Annotated in this window: 16 protein-coding genes and 1 riboswitch; of the genes, 9 read left to right on the forward strand and 7 right to left on the reverse strand. The window is 70.9% G+C overall.

The genetic code is table 11. From position 1 onward, the window contains the following. Positions 1-153: 153 nt before the first annotated feature. The 3 genes from ACFVDP_RS38985 to ACFVDP_RS38995 all read right to left on the reverse strand — a co-directional run bounded on the left by ACFVDP_RS38985 (position 154) and on the right by ACFVDP_RS38995 (position 2,286). Positions 154-519 carry an Rv2175c family DNA-binding protein gene (locus ACFVDP_RS38985; RefSeq protein WP_383500893.1) on the reverse strand — a complete coding sequence of 122 codons (366 nt, stop codon included), beginning with the start codon at positions 517-519 and terminating at the stop codon, positions 154-156. Positions 520-619: 100 nt separating this feature from the next. Continuing rightward, a complete protein-coding gene (locus ACFVDP_RS38990; protein ID WP_383501031.1) occupies positions 620-1,783 on the reverse strand; it encodes an NAD(P)/FAD-dependent oxidoreductase in 1,164 nt (387 codons plus the stop codon). A 158-nt stretch (positions 1,784-1,941) separates the two neighbouring features. Further along, positions 1,942-2,286, reverse strand: coding sequence for a hypothetical protein (locus ACFVDP_RS38995; protein ID WP_383500896.1), 345 nt, complete (start codon positions 2,284-2,286; stop codon positions 1,942-1,944). Positions 2,287-2,338: 52 nt separating this feature from the next. Beyond that, positions 2,339-2,452: riboswitch (TPP riboswitch) on the forward strand. Between ACFVDP_RS38995 and thiO the strand changes: the two genes are divergently transcribed. The 6 genes from thiO to ACFVDP_RS39025 all read left to right on the forward strand — a co-directional run bounded on the left by thiO (position 2,450) and on the right by ACFVDP_RS39025 (position 8,235). Then, the gene (gene thiO / locus ACFVDP_RS39000) at positions 2,450-3,652 is read left to right on the forward strand and encodes a glycine oxidase ThiO (RefSeq protein WP_383500899.1); all 1,203 of its coding nucleotides are present in this window, start codon (positions 2,450-2,452) and stop codon (positions 3,650-3,652) included. (Overlaps the previous riboswitch by 3 nt.) Then, positions 3,649-3,849, forward strand: a complete 201-nt coding sequence (thiS, locus tag ACFVDP_RS39005; protein ID WP_111661808.1) for a sulfur carrier protein ThiS — start codon at positions 3,649-3,651, stop codon at positions 3,847-3,849. Before thiO ends, thiS begins: the two co-directional genes overlap by 4 nt. A 7-nt stretch (positions 3,850-3,856) precedes the next feature. After that, positions 3,857-4,651 (forward strand): thiazole synthase, encoded by a 795-nt coding sequence (locus ACFVDP_RS39010; protein WP_383500902.1) that lies wholly within the window; start codon positions 3,857-3,859, stop codon positions 4,649-4,651. A 111-nt stretch (positions 4,652-4,762) separates the two neighbouring features. Then, complete coding sequence (gene pknB / locus ACFVDP_RS39015) at positions 4,763-6,703, forward strand: Stk1 family PASTA domain-containing Ser/Thr kinase (RefSeq protein WP_383500904.1); 1,941 nt, start codon at positions 4,763-4,765, stop codon at positions 6,701-6,703. A gap of 66 nt (positions 6,704-6,769) precedes the next feature. Beyond that, positions 6,770-7,633, forward strand: coding sequence for a deoxyribonuclease IV (locus ACFVDP_RS39020; protein WP_383500907.1), 864 nt, complete (start codon positions 6,770-6,772; stop codon positions 7,631-7,633). 98 nt (positions 7,634-7,731) lie between these two features. Next, positions 7,732-8,235, forward strand: coding sequence for a DUF4396 domain-containing protein (locus ACFVDP_RS39025; protein ID WP_383500909.1), 504 nt, complete (start codon positions 7,732-7,734; stop codon positions 8,233-8,235). 26 nt (positions 8,236-8,261) lie between these two features. On the opposite strand, the gene ACFVDP_RS39030 is transcribed toward ACFVDP_RS39025, so the two are convergent. Further along, positions 8,262-8,894, reverse strand: a complete 633-nt coding sequence (locus ACFVDP_RS39030) for a sulfite oxidase-like oxidoreductase (protein WP_383500911.1) — start codon at positions 8,892-8,894, stop codon at positions 8,262-8,264. A 176-nt stretch (positions 8,895-9,070) separates the two neighbouring features. Between ACFVDP_RS39030 and bfr the strand changes: the two genes are divergently transcribed. After that, positions 9,071-9,550 carry a bacterioferritin gene (bfr, locus tag ACFVDP_RS39035; protein ID WP_383500913.1) on the forward strand — a complete coding sequence of 160 codons (480 nt, stop codon included), beginning with the start codon at positions 9,071-9,073 and terminating at the stop codon, positions 9,548-9,550. A gap of 11 nt (positions 9,551-9,561) precedes the next feature. On the opposite strand, the gene ACFVDP_RS39040 is transcribed toward bfr, so the two are convergent. Together ACFVDP_RS39040 and ACFVDP_RS39045 are read right to left on the reverse strand one after the other, a co-directional pair. Then, a complete protein-coding gene (locus ACFVDP_RS39040; protein WP_383500915.1) occupies positions 9,562-9,801 on the reverse strand; it encodes a bacterioferritin-associated ferredoxin in 240 nt (79 codons plus the stop codon). Positions 9,802-9,970: 169 nt separating this feature from the next. Beyond that, positions 9,971-11,323 carry a class II 3-deoxy-7-phosphoheptulonate synthase gene (locus ACFVDP_RS39045; RefSeq protein WP_383500918.1) on the reverse strand — a complete coding sequence of 451 codons (1,353 nt, stop codon included), beginning with the start codon at positions 11,321-11,323 and terminating at the stop codon, positions 9,971-9,973. Between the two features lie 100 nt (positions 11,324-11,423). Between ACFVDP_RS39045 and ACFVDP_RS39050 the strand changes: the two genes are divergently transcribed. Next, positions 11,424-11,483 (forward strand): trp operon leader peptide, encoded by a 60-nt coding sequence (locus ACFVDP_RS39050; RefSeq protein WP_383501034.1) that lies wholly within the window; start codon positions 11,424-11,426, stop codon positions 11,481-11,483. 122 nt (positions 11,484-11,605) lie between these two features. After that, positions 11,606-13,489, forward strand: coding sequence for an anthranilate synthase family protein (locus ACFVDP_RS39055; RefSeq protein ID WP_383500921.1), 1,884 nt, complete (start codon positions 11,606-11,608; stop codon positions 13,487-13,489). Here ACFVDP_RS39055 and ACFVDP_RS39060 read toward each other — a convergent pair. After that, entirely contained in the window at positions 13,441-14,439 is a 999-nt protein-coding gene (locus ACFVDP_RS39060; protein ID WP_383500924.1) for a 2-hydroxyacid dehydrogenase, read from the reverse strand. The two genes, ACFVDP_RS39055 and ACFVDP_RS39060, sit on opposite strands and share 49 nt — an antisense overlap. Between the last annotated feature and the right edge of the window lie 94 nt (positions 14,440-14,533).

Here is a 14,533-nt window from a genome sequence, read left to right on the forward strand (position 1 = left end):
CTCCCGATTTTTTGCGCTGGTGGGTAAAGAGACACACGTGTTTGTGGGAACCCTTCCCGCTTTTTGGTCCGCCCAGGAAAACTCCCCCTTGGGTTTGTCCCGGGGGGGGGGGGCAGGTGGTTCGCGTCCCACCCCTGCCGGACGGTTGTCAGGTCAGACGGCGAGCGCCTGGGCGCGGCGCTTCACCTCCGTGCCGCGATTCTCGCTCAGGGCCTGCGCGGGCGTGCCCGGCAGGGTCGGGTCGGAGGTGAAGAGCCACTCCAGGATCTCTTCGTCGCTGAAGCCGTCGTCCCGCAGAACCGTCAGGAGGCCGACGAGCCCCTTGACGATCTTGTCGCCGTCGATGAAGGCGGCAGGCACGTGCAGTGCCCTGTTCTCACCACGACGTACGGCGATCAGCTGGCCTTCCTTCACCAGCTGTCGCACGCGCGTCACCTCGATGTCGAGTTGCTCCGCGATGTCGGGGAGGGTGAGCCATGCAGGGACGAGAGCATCGATCTTTGCGTCAATCTCGGTCACAGGACAAGCCTGCCATCCCGGACCGACAGTCGGAAGTCGGGGCGGCCTGACCAGGCGATTCCCTGACGCGCCGGATACGGCTCGGCGTCGTGGACCCGGATCACGCCACGGCGGACTTCAGCGGCCGGGCGGGGTCGGCCAGCAGGTCGGGGTCCAGGACGGTTCCGGCCTCGATCAGTTTGCGGCCCTGGGCCAGGTCGCGGGGCTTGCCGACGGCGAGGACGGCGACCAGGGCGCCCTCGCGCAGCCAGCACACCGACCAGGCGGCGCCCGCCGGGTCGCCGCGCCACACGGCCGAGTCGGCGCTCTCGTGGTGGCCCGCGTACTGCACGAAGCGGCCGAACTGCTCGGACCAGAAGTAGGGCACCGGGTCGTAGACGGCGGGCGTCTCGCCGATGATGTTCGCTGCCACGGTGCGCGGGCCCTGCAGTGCGTTGTCCCAGTGGTGGACCATCAGCCGCTGCCCGTAGCGCCCCGAGGGGAACGACGAGCAGTCCCCCACCGCGTAGACGTCGGGCACGGACGTGCGCAGACGGTCGTCGGCGACGACCTCGTGGTGATCGCCCAGGTCGATGCCGGAGCCGGCCAGCCAGCGGGTGGCGGGGCGGGCCCCGATGCCGACGACGACGGCTCCGGCGGGCAGGCGCGTGCCGTCGTCCAGGACCACGGCCCCGGGTTCGACGCGCTCCACCCGCGCGCGGGTGCGCAGTTCGGTGCCGGAGTCCGCGTACCAGGCCGCCATGGGGGCCGCGACCTCGGCGGGCAGCGTCCCCGCGAGAGGCCGCTCGGCCGCCTCCACGACGGTGACCCGGCAGCCCGCCTCGCGCGCGGCGGTGGCGAACTCGGCGCCGATCCAGCCCGCGCCGACGACCACCACGTCGTGCTGCTCGGCGAGGACGGGCCGCAGCCGCTCGGCGTCGTCGAGGGTGCGCAGCAGGTGCACTCCGGGAAGGTCCTCCGTGCCCGGCAGCCGTACCGGTTCGGCGCCGGTGGCGACGACCAGTACGTCGTACGGGACCGGGCCCCGGGCCGTGTCCAGCTCGTGGTCGCCGGGCCGCAGGCCGGTGACTTCGAGCCCCAGCTCCAGCGTGACGCCGAGCGCCTCGAAGTCGACGTCGAAGGCGGAGCCCTCGGCCTTGCCCAGCAGCACCGCCTTGGACAGCGGCGGCCGGTCGTAGGGCTGGTGGGGCTCGGCGCCGATCAGCGTGACCGTGCCGGCGAAGCCCTGTTCGCGCAGGGCCACCGCCGTCTGCACTCCGGCCATGCCCGCGCCGACGATGACGACGCGCCGTTGCGCCGAAGCCGTGTTCCCGCTCTGCTCGCTCACAGGATCACCTTAGGCACCTGATCTTGCGTCAGTCAGCGGAGCGGGCCACTCGGACTCCGTGACGTCCTGCACACGTGTCACCGGGTTTGAAACCGTCAGGCGGGGGCGATCTCCTCGACGACGCTGGTGCCGCGGCCCTCCTGCGACTCCCACTGCCAGCTCTCGTCGAGCCGTATCCGCCCGTCGGGCAGCTCGGACACGGCGGAGACGCAGTGCCCCGAGGAGGTGGACCCGTCGGTCTTCAGCTGGACGTAGCGGAAGTCGAGCCGGTCGCCGGAGCGGGTACCGACGAGGTGGCCCCGGACGATGTCGCCGCCCTCGTAGCCGGCCCAGATCCGGCCGTCCTCCTCGTGGTAGGCGAAGCGGGTCCGGGTCCCCACCTGGCCCGGCGCCTGGTCGGCGACAGGGGCGAGGAAGAGGCCGTCGAGCGAGCGGGCCACGGGCGTGGGCTCCCTTACTGGGGCGGGGACGGAAGAGCTAGGGTGGCCACCGTAAAGCACTCGCGGGAGCCCGTACGCAGCGGGCTGAGAGGGAGGCTGGGACGGCCTCCGACCGTACGAACCTGATCCGGGTCATGCCGGCGAAGGGAGGGGCTGGACGCCCATGTCGCGTACGCCACCCGAAGCATCGAAATCCAACGCTTCAAAGAAGGTCCCCGCCACCGACGTCCTCGTCGTGGGGGGCGGCATCATCGGTCTGGTCACCGCGTGGCGGGCCGCGCAGCGCGGTCTGTCCGTCGCGGTCGTGGACCCCGAACCGGGCGGCGGCGCCGCCCAGGTCGCGGCCGGGATGCTGGCCGCCGTCACCGAACTGCACTACGGCGAGCTGACGCTGCTCGGCCTGAACGTCGCCTCGGCCCGCCGCTACCCGGAGTTCGCCGCCGAGCTGTCCGAGGCCACCGGCCAGGACCTCGGCTACCGCGCGTGCGGCACACTCGCCGTCGCGCTCGACTCCGACGACCGGGCCCACCTGCGGGAACTGCACGCGCTGCAAGAGAGGTCGGGACTCGACTCGGAGTGGCTGTCGGGCCGCGACTGCCGGCGCCTGGAGCCGATGCTCGCTCCGGGCGTGCGCGGGGGCCTGCGGGTCGACGGCGACCACCAGATCGACCCGAGAAGGCTCGCGAGCGCCCTGGTGACGGCCTGTGAGCGGGCCGGCGTGGTCTTCCACCGGGCGTGGGCGGACCGGCTCCGCGTCGTGCGGGACCGGGCGTGCGGCGTCACGCTGGCCGACGGCACGGACCTCGCCGCCGGTCAGGTGGTCCTGGCGGGCGGGAGCCGCAGCGGGCAGCTCGCGGGAGTCCCCGACGAGGTGCTGCCGCCGGTGCGTCCGGTCAAGGGCCAGGTGCTGCGGCTCACGGTGCCCCGGCGGTACGCGCCGTTCCTGAGCCGCACGGTGCGCGCCGTGGTCCGCGGCAGCCACGTCTACCTGGTGCCGCGCGTGAACGGCGAGCTGGTCGTCGGCGCGACCAGCGAGGAGCTGGGCTGGGACACCACGGTCACCGCGGGCGGCGTCTACGAGCTGCTGCGCGACGCCCACGAACTCGTCCCCGGCATCACGGAACTGCCGCTGACGGAGACCCGCGCGGGCCTGCGCCCGACCTCCCCCGACAACGCCCCGCTGCTCGGCCCGACCGCGCTGCCGGGCCTGCACCTCGCCACCGGCCACCACCGCAACGGCGTGCTGCTCACACCGGTCACCGGCGACGCCCTGGCACACGTCCTGGTCACCGGTGAACTCCCGGAAGAAGCACGTCCGTTCACCCCGAAGCGGTTCAGCGCCGCCACTCTGGAGCAGCCCGCATGAACGTCACCGTCAACGGCGAGCCGCGCGCCGTGGCCGCCGGGGTCACCCTCGGCGCCCTGGTGGCCACGCTCACCACCGCGCACTCGGGTGTCGCCGCCGCGCTCAACGAGACCGTCGTGCCGCGCACCCGATGGCCCCTCACGGCGCTCTCCGAAGGAGACCGCGTCGAAGTCCTCACCGCCGTCCAAGGAGGCTGACTCACTGATGGCTGACGACGCTTTCGTCCTCGGCGGCACCACCTACTCCTCGCGCCTGATCATGGGCACGGGCGGGGCGCCGAGCCTCGACGTCCTCGAACGCTCTCTGGTCGCCTCCGGCACCGAGCTGACCACGGTGGCGATGCGGCGCGTCGACGCCGGTGTGCACGGCTCGGTCCTGTCGGTCCTGGAGAAGCTCGGCATCCGGGTGCTGCCGAACACCGCGGGCTGCTTCACCGCGGGCGAGGCGGTGCTCACGGCCCGCCTCGCGCGCGAGGCGCTGGGCACGGACCTGGTCAAGCTGGAGGTCATCGCGGACGAGCGCACCCTCCTGCCGGACCCGATCGAGCTGCTCGACGCCGCGGAGACGCTGGTCGACGACGGTTTCACCGTCCTGCCCTACACGAACGACGACCCGGTCCTGGCCCGCAAGCTGGAGGACGTGGGCTGTGCGGCGGTCATGCCGCTCGGCTCCCCCATCGGCTCCGGGCTCGGCATCCGCAATCCGCACAACTTCCAGCTGATCGTCGAGCACGCGCGCGTGCCGGTGATCCTGGACGCGGGCGCGGGCACGGCCTCCGATGTGGCGTTCGCCATGGAGCTGGGCTGCGCCGGTGTGATGCTCGCCTCCGCGGTGACCCGCGCCCAGGAGCCGGTCCTGATGGCCGACGGCATGCGGCACGCGGTGGAGGCCGGGCGGCTCGCACACCGTGCGGGGCGCATCCCGAGGCGCCATTTCGCCGAGGCGTCCTCGCCCCGGGAGGGGCGCGCGCACCTCGATCCCGAGCGCCCCGCCTTCTGACGCCCTGCGCCGGTCACAGCTCTGCTTACGCCGGTCACAGCTCTGCTGCAGTACGGGTCCGGTCCTGCCGCACGGGACCGGCCTGTCGGTGACTCCTCGTAGACTCCCTGCGTGGACACGACCCTCCAAGACCCGTTGCTCGGGCATGTGCTCGACGCCAGGTACCGCATCGACGCACGCATCGCGGTCGGCGGGATGGCCACGGTCTACCGGGCCGTGGACACCCGCCTCGACCGCGTGCTCGCGCTCAAGGTGATGCATCCGTCGCTGGCGGCCGACGCCTCGTTCGTCGACCGGTTCATCCGCGAGGCCAAGTCGGTGGCCCGTCTCTCGCACCCCAATGTGGTGGGGGTCTTCGACCAGGGCACCGACGGTCCGTACGTCTATCTGGCGATGGAGTACATCGCGGGCTGCACGCTCCGCGACGTCCTGCGCGACCGCGGGGCGCTGCGGCCGCGCGCGGCTCTCGACATCCTGGAGCCGGTGCTCGCCGCGCTCGGAGCGGCGCACCGCGCGGGTTTCGTGCACCGCGACATGAAGCCGGAGAACGTGCTGATAGGGGACGACGGCCGGGTGAAGGTCGCCGACTTCGGTCTCGTGCGCGCGGTGGACACGGTCACCAACACCACGGGATCGGTCCTCGGCACGGTGTCCTATCTGGCGCCCGAGCAGATCGAGCACGGCACGGCGACACCCTCGGTGGACGTCTACGCGTGCGGCGTCGTCCTGTACGAGATGCTCACCGGCGGCAAGCCGCACCTGGGGGACTCCCCCGCGCAGATCCTGTACAAGCATCTCAACGAGGACGTGCCCCCGCCGTCGGCCGCCGTCCCCGGCCTGCCCTACGAGCTGGACGAGCTGGTCGCCTCGGCGACGGCGCGCACGCCCGGTGTCCGCCCGTACGACGCGGTGGCGTTCCTCGCCCAGGTCCGCGCGGCCCGTTCGACACTGGCCGACGCCCAGCTGGACGCGGTGCCGCCGCAGGCCCATGACGCGGAGCACGTGGGGGCCGACGACCGGACGAGCGTGATCCCGCGCGCGGTGGGCGGCACGAGCCCGGTGCAGCTGCCGCTGCCCGTGCAGGACGAGGATCCGTACCACCGCACGAGCGTGCTGCAGACCCCGCCGCCCATGCCGCCGGCCCCGCCGCGCGGCAGAGGCGGCGCCCCGCGCCGCAGGCTGTTCGTGATCATCGCGGCGGTGCTGCTCGCCCTCGGCGTCGGCACGGGCGTCTGGTACATCAACTCGGGCCAGTTCACCAAGGTCCCCACGATCCTGAGCCAGAGCCGGGCCGAGGCCGAGCGCCGCGTCGAGGCGGCGGGCCTGAGAGTCGGCAAGGTCACCGGGAAGTACAGCGACGCCTACGACCGCGGCACGGTCATGGGCAGCGACCCGGCGCCGGGCAGCCGCATCAGGGACAACGGCACGGTGAATCTGACCGTGTCCAAGGGCCCCGAGACCGTGAAGGTCCCCGATCTCAAGGGCACCCCGCTCGCCAAGGTCAGGAGCGGGCTCAAGGAGGCGGGGCTCGAACCGGGCATGGTCACCAAGGCGTTCAGCGAGGACATCGCCAAGGGCTCCGTGATCAGCTCGGACCCGAAGGCGGGCTCGACACGCAAGGCCGGCACGGCGGTGGCCCTCGTCGTCTCCAAGGGCTCGCCCGTCGACGTCCCGGACGTCACCGGTGAGTCGCAGGAGGACGCGGTCGCCGATCTGGCGGACGCGGGCCTGAAGGCGAAGATCGCCCCGGACCGGGTCACCTCGGACGAGGACAAGGGCGACGTGGCGAAGCAGTCGCCCGGCGAGGGCAGGCAGCTCGCCGAGGGCGACACCGTGACCCTGACGATCTCCAAGGGCCCCGTCATGGTCGAGGTCCCGGACGTCACGGGCATGGACGTCGACAAGGCGACGTCCACGCTGGAGGACGCCGGGTTCCAGGTCGACGAGGACCGGGGGCTGCTCGGGCTGTTCGGCGACCACGTGGACAAGCAGTCCCCGGAGGCCGGCGACGAGGCGCCCAAGGGCTCGACCATCAAGATCACGATCAGGTAGTCCGGCGGGCCCCGCCCCGGGGCCCGCCGCCGGATCACCCCCGGCCCCCATGACACCCTGGGCCGGGTGAACAGCAGCATCCGCAACCCGATCGGCGGGCACGTCCCCGTGGCCGGCGGCCTCGCCTCCGTAGGACTGTCCTACGCGCGTGACCTCAAGGCCGAAACCGTCCAGGTCTTCGTCGCCAACCCGCGCGGCTGGGCCACTCCCCCCGGCAACCCCCGGCAGGACGAGGACTTCCGCGCCGCGTGCGCCGCCGAGAACATTCCCGCGTACGTCCACGCGCCCTACCTGATCAACTTCGGGTCGCACACCGAGGCCACCGTCGAGAAGTCGGTCGAGTCGCTGCGCCACTCCCTGCGGCGCGGCCGCGAGATCGGCGCGCTGGGCGTGGTCGTGCACACCGGTTCCGCCACCGGCGGGCGTCCGCGCGAGGTCGCGCTGGCGCAGGTGCGGGAGTACCTGCTGCCGCTGCTCGACGAGCTGACGCACGACGACGATCCGTTTCTGCTCCTGGAGTCGACCGCGGGGCAGGGTTCGTCGCTGTGCTCGCGCACCTGGGACTTCGGGCCGTACTTCGACGTGCTCGACCGCCATCCCAAGCTGGGTGTCTGCCTCGACACCTGCCACATCTTCGCGGCGGGCCACGACCTGACCGGCCCCGCGGGGATGAAGCAGACCCTCGACCTGCTCGTGGAGACGGTCGGCGAGGGCCGCCTCAAGCTGATCCACGCCAACGACTCCAAGGACGTCGCGGGCGCCCACAAGGACCGGCACGAGAACATCGGCTCCGGCCACATCGGCGCCGACCCGTTCCGCGAGCTCATGGCGCATCCGGCGACCGAGAACGTGCCCCTGGTCATCGAGACCCCGGGCGGCAAGGAAGGCCACGCCGCGGACGTGGCCCGCCTCAAGGAGCTGCGCCCGTAACGATCACCTCCCCCGAAACAATCCCCATGACGGAATACCCCAGGGGGGTATACGGTTCTTGTCGGTGACAGGAACCGCGTACGGACATTGGGGGACCCATGCAGCACGCCGGGCACACGGAGCACCACCACACCCACGACCACGGGCACGGGCGCGGGGCAGGGAGAGTCAGCTGGTCGACGGCCGCGCAGGCGACCCTGCACTGCCTCACCGGCTGCGCCATCGGCGAGGTCCTCGGCATGGTGATCGGCACCGCGCTCGGCTGGGGCAATGTGCCGACGATGGTGCTGGCGATCGCGCTGGCCTTCGCCTTCGGCTACTCGCTCACGCTGCGCGGGGTGCTGCGGGCGGGCGTCGGCTTCCGGACCGCGTTCCGGGTCGCGCTCGCCGCCGACACCCTGTCGATCGCCGTCATGGAGCTGATCGACAACGGGGTCATCGCCCTGTGGCCGAGCGCCATGGACGCGCACCTCGACGACGCGCTGTTCTGGGGCGCCCTCGCCGTGTCCCTCGCGCTCGCCTTCGTGGTGACGACGCCGGTCAACCGCTGGATGATCGGCCGCGGCAAGGGCCATGCGGTGGTGCACCGGTACCACCACTGAGGACGGACCCCGGGAAGGGCGGGAGCTTAGAGCTCGGGCCCTTCCCCCGGCCCCTCCTGGTACGAATAGCGCTGCTCACGCCACGGGTCCCCCACGTTGTGGTACCCGCGCTCCTCCCAGAAGCCCCGCCGGTCCGCGGTCATGTACTCCACACCGCGGACCCACTTGGGGCCCTTCCACGCGTACAGGTGCGGCACCACGAGGCGCAGCGGGAAGCCGTGCTCGGCGGTGAGCTGTTCACCGCCCTTGTGGGTGGCGAAGATCGTGCGCTCGGAGACGAAGTCCGAGAGCCGGAGGTTGGAGCTGAAGCCGTACTCGGCCCAGACCATCACATGGGTGACGTCGGCGGCCGGCGGAGCCAGTTCGAGGACGGTCGAGGCCCGTACCCCGCCCCACTCGGCGGCGAGCATGCTGAACTTGGTGACGCAGTGCAGATCGCCGACCACGGTCCCGTACGGCAGCGCCGAGAACTCCTCGTGGTTCCAGGTGTGCTTGTCACCGTCGGCGGTGGCCCCGAAGACCCTGAACTCCCAGCGCTCGGGGCGGAACTTGGGCACCGGGCCGTAGTGCGTGACGGGCCAGCCGCGCTGCAGACGCTGTCCCGGCGGAAGCTCCTGCTGCACCGCTCCCCCAGACTCGCGACCCACCGGATGACCCATGCCTCCATCCTGACAGACCCCGGGCAGTGGGCATGACCACGCGGACGGCGACGGTCGACAGTCGATCATCGATTCGGGCAACTCCTACTAAGCGTGCACTTACTGGACGCGTTTCTGCGCCGGTGCGAGGATGCGCGAAACCTGCCCAGTCCACCCGCTTGGAAGGAGCCTCTGCGATGCAGGGCGACCCCGAGGTCATCGAATTTCTGAACGAGCAGCTGACCGCCGAGCTCACCGCGATCAACCAGTACTTCCTGCACGCCAAGATGCAGGAGAATTTCGGCTGGACGAAGCTCGCGAAGTACACGCGATCCGAGTCGTTCGACGAGATGAAGCACGCGGAGCTGCTGACCGACCGGATCCTCTTCCTGGACGGCCTGCCCAATTACCAGCGGCTCTTCCACGTCCAGGTGGGCCAGACGGTCACCGAGATGTTCCAGGCCGACCGGCAGATCGAGGTCGCGGCGATCGACCGTCTGAAGCGGGGCATCGAGGTGATGCGGGCCAAGGGCGACGTCACGTCCGCAAACATCTTCGAGTCGATCCTCGAGGACGAGGAGCACCACATCGACTATCTCGACACGCAGCTGGAGCTGGTGGAGAAGCTGGGCGAGCCGCTCTACATCGCGCAGCTCATCGAGCAGCCCGACAGCTGAGCCAGGGACCCTCAGGCCGCGTCCGGCAGCTCCACCCGCGGCGTCAGGGCGGCGACGGTCTCGCCCTGCTCGACGAGTTCCCGGCGGGGGCACGCGCCGCGGCCGAGCAGCGCCTGGATCTTGCGGACGCACGAACCGCAGTCGGTGCCGGCCTTGCAGGCCGAGGCTATCTGGCGGGGGGTGCAGGCACCGTCCGCCGCGTGCTTCTTGATCTGCGCATCGGTGACGCCGAAGCAGTTGCAGATGTACACGCGGGTTCACCTCCCGGTCGGGACGAGGTCGAGACTCATCAGCGGTGCCGTCCCGATTGATCGGTGAGGCTAACCTAACCTTACCCGGCCTCCCGGGAGCACAAAAGTGCCGTGGGGCGCGGATCGTTGTGATCCGCGCCCCACGGCTTTTACGCAGGGTGAGGGAACCTCACTGGTCGCGGTACATCTCCGCCACCAGGAACGCGAGGTCGAGCGACTGGCTGCGGTTCAGGCGCGGGTCACAGGCCGTCTCGTAGCGCTGGTGCAGGTCGTCGACGAAGATCTCGTCGCCGCCGCCCACGCACTCGGTGACATCGTCACCGGTGAGCTCGACGTGGATGCCGCCCGGGTGCGTGCCGAGCTCCTTGTGGACCTCGAAGAAGCCCTTGACCTCGTCGAGCACGTCGTCGAAGCGCCGGGTCTTGTGACCGGAGGCCGCCTCGTACGTGTTGCCGTGCATCGGGTCGGTGATCCAGGCGACGGTCGCGCCGGAGGCGGTGACCTTCTCGACCAGCTCGGGCAGCTTGTCGCGGACCTTGTCGGCGCCCATGCGGACGATGAAGGTCAGCCGGCCGGGCTCGCGGTCGGGGTCGAGGCGCTCGATGTACTGAAGCGCCTCCTCGGCCGTCGTGGTCGGGCCGAGCTTGATGCCGATCGGGTTGCGGATCTTCGAGGCGAACTCGATGTGCGCGCCGTCCAGCTGACGGGTGCGCTCGCCGATCCAGACCATGTGGCCCGACACGTCGTACAGGTTGCCGGTGCGCGAGTCGACGCGGGTCAGCGCCGACTCGTAGTCGAGCAGCAGCGCCTCGTGGGAGGCGTAGAACTCGACGGCCTTGAACTCGGCCGGGTCGGTGCCGCAGGCCTTCATGAAGTTCAGCGCGCTGTCGATCTCGCGGGCCAGCTGCTCGTAACGCTGGCCGGAGGCGGACGCCTTCACGAAGTCCTGGTTCCAGGCGTGCACCTGGCGCAGGTCGGCGTAGCCGCCGGTGGTGAAGGCGCGCACCAGGTTGAGCGTCGAGGCGGACGCGTTGTACATCCGCTTCAGGCGCTCGGGGTCCGGGACGCGCGCGGCCTCGGTGAACTCGAAGCCGTTGACCGAATCGCCGCGGTAGGTCGGCAGGGTCACGCCGTCGCGGGTCTCGGTGTTCTTGGAGCGCGGCTTGGAGTACTGGCCGGCGATCCGGCCGATCTTCACGACCGGCACGGAGGCGGCATAGGTGAGGACGGCGCTCATCTGGAGCAGGGTCTTCAGCTTCGCGCGGATGTGGTCCGCGGAAACAGCGTCGAAGGCCTCGGCACAGTCGCCGCCCTGGAGGAGGAACGCCTCTCCCTTGGCGACGGCCGCCAGGCGGGTACGCAGCTGGTCGCACTCGCCTGCGAAGACGAGCGGCGGATACGACTCGAGGTCCGCGATCACATCGCGCAGAGCCTCGGCATCGGGGTACTCGGGCTGCTGCGCCGCGGGCAGGTCTCGCCAGGTGTTGCCAGCGCTGGCGCTGGTCTTAGCGTTCACGGTCACCTCGCCAACATTACGGGGTCATGTCGTGTGTCCATTCCGCCGCTCATCTTTTGAGACGGCGTCGCCACGCATGAGCCTCCGCTCGGGTATGGTTCCGCACATGTTCGCGCAGCTTCAGACCCGCACCTGGTGGTGGACCGCACATCCGGCGGCCCACTGACTGCGCGTATCCGAATCCGCGAAGGCCGCCCGAGGGGCGGCCTTCAGTGTTTTCCGACACCGCCGGCGGCCGTTCCTCCCGATCGACTCTCACCTCTGACAGTCACTGGAAGGAACACCCCCGTGTTTGCTCCGATCCACCAGCTGCTCACCGACGACCGCCCCTTCGCCCTGCTGCGCCGCCGCACCCCCGGCCGCGACCACGACACGGTCGAGGTCCTGATCGGTTCGGTCGGCACGTACGAGAAGCTCGCGGACGTCCCCGAAGGTCTGGCCCTGGTCCCCTTCCGGCAGATCCGCGAGCGCGGCTTCGACGTCCGTGACGACGGGACCCCGCTGGCCGTCCTGCGCCCCGAGGAGTCCTGCGAGATCCCGCTCGCCGAGGCGCTGCGGCAGCTGCCCGCCCACGACGTGGCCGTCCGGGACGGCGGCTTCGACGTCGACGACGACCGGTACGCCGACATCGTCGGCCGGGTCCTGCGCGAGGAGATCGGGCGGGGCGAGGGCGCGAACTTCGTGATCCGCCGGACGTACGAGGGTGAGATCCCGGGGTTCTCACGGGCCGACGCCCTCGCCCTGTTCCGGCGACTGCTCGACGGTGAGCGGGGCGCGTATTGGACGTTCGTCGTGCACACCGGGGAGCGCACCCTCGTCGGTGCCAGCCCCGAAGTGCATGTGCGGATGTCCGGCGGCACCGTCGTCATGAACCCCATCAGCGGCACCTACCGCTATCCGGCCGCCGGACCCACCCCGGACGATCTGCTGGAGTTCCTCGCCGACGGCAAGGAGATCGAGGAGCTGTCGATGGTCGTCGACGAGGAACTGAAGATGATGTGCACCGTCGGCGACATGGGCGGGGTCGTGATCGGCCCGCGGCTGAAGGAGATGGCGCACCTCGCGCACACCGAGTACGAGCTGCGCGGGAAGTCGACGCTCGATGTGCGCGAGGTACTGAAGGAGACGATGTTCGCGGCGACCGTCACGGGGTCGCCGGTGCAGAACGCCTGCCGGGTCATCGAGCGGCACGAGGTCGGGGGCCGTGGGTACTACGCGGGGGCGCTGGCGCTCATCGGGCGGGACGCGGGCGGGGCGCAGACCCTGGACTCGCCGATCCTGATCAGGACCGCGGACATCGACGCGGCCGGGCGGCTTCGGGTCCCCGTCGGCGCGACGCTGGTCCGCGGTTCGGACCCGAGGAGCGAGGTCGCCGAGACGCACGCGAAGGCCGCCGGGGTGCTGGCCGCCCTGGGGGTGCGGCCCTCCCGGCCGCGCGAGGAGAGCGCGCGCCCGGCGCTGGCCGACGACCCTCGGGTGCGGGCGGCGCTCGACGGGCGCCGGGCCTCCCTGGCCCCGTTCTGGCTGCGGATGCAGGAGCGGGCCGGAGAGCTGAGCGGGCATGCGCTGGTCGTGGACGGCGAGGACACGTTCACCGCGATGCTGGCGCACGTGCTGCGCTCGTCGGGGCTCGACGTGAGTGTGCGGCGCTACGACGAGGAGGGGCTGCGGGAGCGGGTGCTCGCGCACGAGGGGCCGGTCGTGCTCGGTCCCGGCCCCGGCAATCCGTCGGACCTCACCGACCCGAAGATGCGCTTCCTGCGCTCCCTCACCGCCGAGGTGCTGCGCACGCACGGCCACGGTGTCCTCGGCGTCTGCCTCGGGCACGAGCTGATCGCGGCCGAACTGGGCCTGGACATCGTCCGCAAGGAGGTGCCGTACCAGGGGGCGCAGACCGGCATCGAACTGTTCGGCCGCACCGAGACCGTCGGGTTCTACAACAGCTTCGTGGCGGCCTGCGACGACGAGGCGGCGCGCGAGCTGGCCGCCCACGAGGTGGAGGTCGCCCGGGACGCCGGCGGTGAGGTGCACGCGCTGCGCGGCCCGGGGTTCGCGTCGATCCAGTTCCACCCGGAGTCGGTGCTGTCGCTGCGCGGCGCCGGGATCGTACGGGAACTGCTGACTCAGCTGACGGCCGGCACCAGGACGTTCTCGGAGCGGCGGCCCGCCTGATAGTCCAGGACGTTGTTCACCGTGGCCTCGATGATCTGCCCGATCGCGTCCACGGTGTAGTACGCCTGGTGGGACGTGACCAGCACGTTCGGGAAGGTGACGAGGCGGGCCAGGGTGTCGTCCTCGACGACGTCGAGGGACTTGTCGAGGAAGAACAGGCCCGCCTCGGCCTCGTAGACGTCGAGGCCCACGCCCGTGAAGCGGCCCTCGCGGAGTTCGGCGACCAGCGCCTTGGTGTCGATGAGGCCGCCGCGGCTGGAGTTGATGAGGATCGCGTCGTCCTTCATCGCGCGCAGCGCGGCGGCGTCGACGATGTGCTCGGTGGCCGGGAGCAGCGGGACGTGCAGGCTGATCAGGTCGGCCTCGCCGAAGAGCTGCTCCTTGTCGACGTACTTCATGCCGAGCTCGACGCAGTTCGGGTTCTCGGCGACGTCCCAGCCGAGCAGGTTCATACCGAAGCCGTGCGCGATCCGGGTGAACGCCTCGCCGATCTTGCCGGTGCCGAGGACGCCGACGGTGCGCCCGCGCATGTCGCGGCCCATCAGGCCGTCGAGGCGGAAGTCGAAGTCGCGGGTGCGGGTGCTCGCCCTCACGATGCGCCGGTTGACGGCCATCGTGAGGGCCCAGGCGAACTCCGCCACCGAGTACGGCGAGTAGTACGAGACCCGGGACACGGTCAGTCCCAGGCGCTCGGCGACCTCCAGGTCGATGTTGTTGAAGCCGGTGGAGCGCTGGGCGATCATCTGCGTGCCGCCGGCCGCGAGGGTCTGCAGGACGCGGTTGTTCAGGGTGGCGTTGACGCTGGTGGAGATGATCTCGTAGCCCGCCGCGATGGGCGCCGTGTCCTCATTGAGAAAGACATCCAGGCACCGCACGTCGTGGTGCCCCGCGAAGGCCTTCTCAATGAGGGGCTTTTCATCCGATTGCACACCAAATGCGAGAATCTCCATGGCCCGAGTCTAGGCCGCCCAGCCCCCTCCGGCGATTCCCGCTCAAGCCCCTCCGGCGATTGAGGAGCGGGGTCCGGGGCGGAGCCCCGAGACC

It is taken from the genome of Streptomyces sp. NPDC057694 (assembly GCF_042799415.1).
Lineage (GTDB): Bacteria > Actinomycetota > Actinomycetes > Streptomycetales > Streptomycetaceae > Streptomyces.

Bases quoted from the DNA above. Each gene is read 5' to 3' on its own strand.
- ACFVDP_RS38990 (WP_383501031.1), bottom strand. From the start codon at position 1,783: ATGGCCGGAGTGCAGACGGCGGTGGCCCTGCGCGAACAGGGCTTCGCC.
- ACFVDP_RS39025 (WP_383500909.1), top strand. From the start codon at position 7,732: ATGCAGCACGCCGGGCACACGGAGCACCACCACACCCACGACCACGGG.
- thiS (WP_111661808.1), top strand. From the start codon at position 3,649: ATGAACGTCACCGTCAACGGCGAGCCGCGCGCCGTGGCCGCCGGGGTC.
- ACFVDP_RS39010 (WP_383500902.1), top strand. From the start codon at position 3,857: ATGGCTGACGACGCTTTCGTCCTCGGCGGCACCACCTACTCCTCGCGC.
- thiO (WP_383500899.1), top strand. From the start codon at position 2,450: ATGTCGCGTACGCCACCCGAAGCATCGAAATCCAACGCTTCAAAGAAG.
- ACFVDP_RS39030 (WP_383500911.1), bottom strand. From the start codon at position 8,894: ATGGGTCATCCGGTGGGTCGCGAGTCTGGGGGAGCGGTGCAGCAGGAG.
- ACFVDP_RS39060 (WP_383500924.1), bottom strand. From the start codon at position 14,439: ATGGAGATTCTCGCATTTGGTGTGCAATCGGATGAAAAGCCCCTCATT.
- bfr (WP_383500913.1), top strand. From the start codon at position 9,071: ATGCAGGGCGACCCCGAGGTCATCGAATTTCTGAACGAGCAGCTGACC.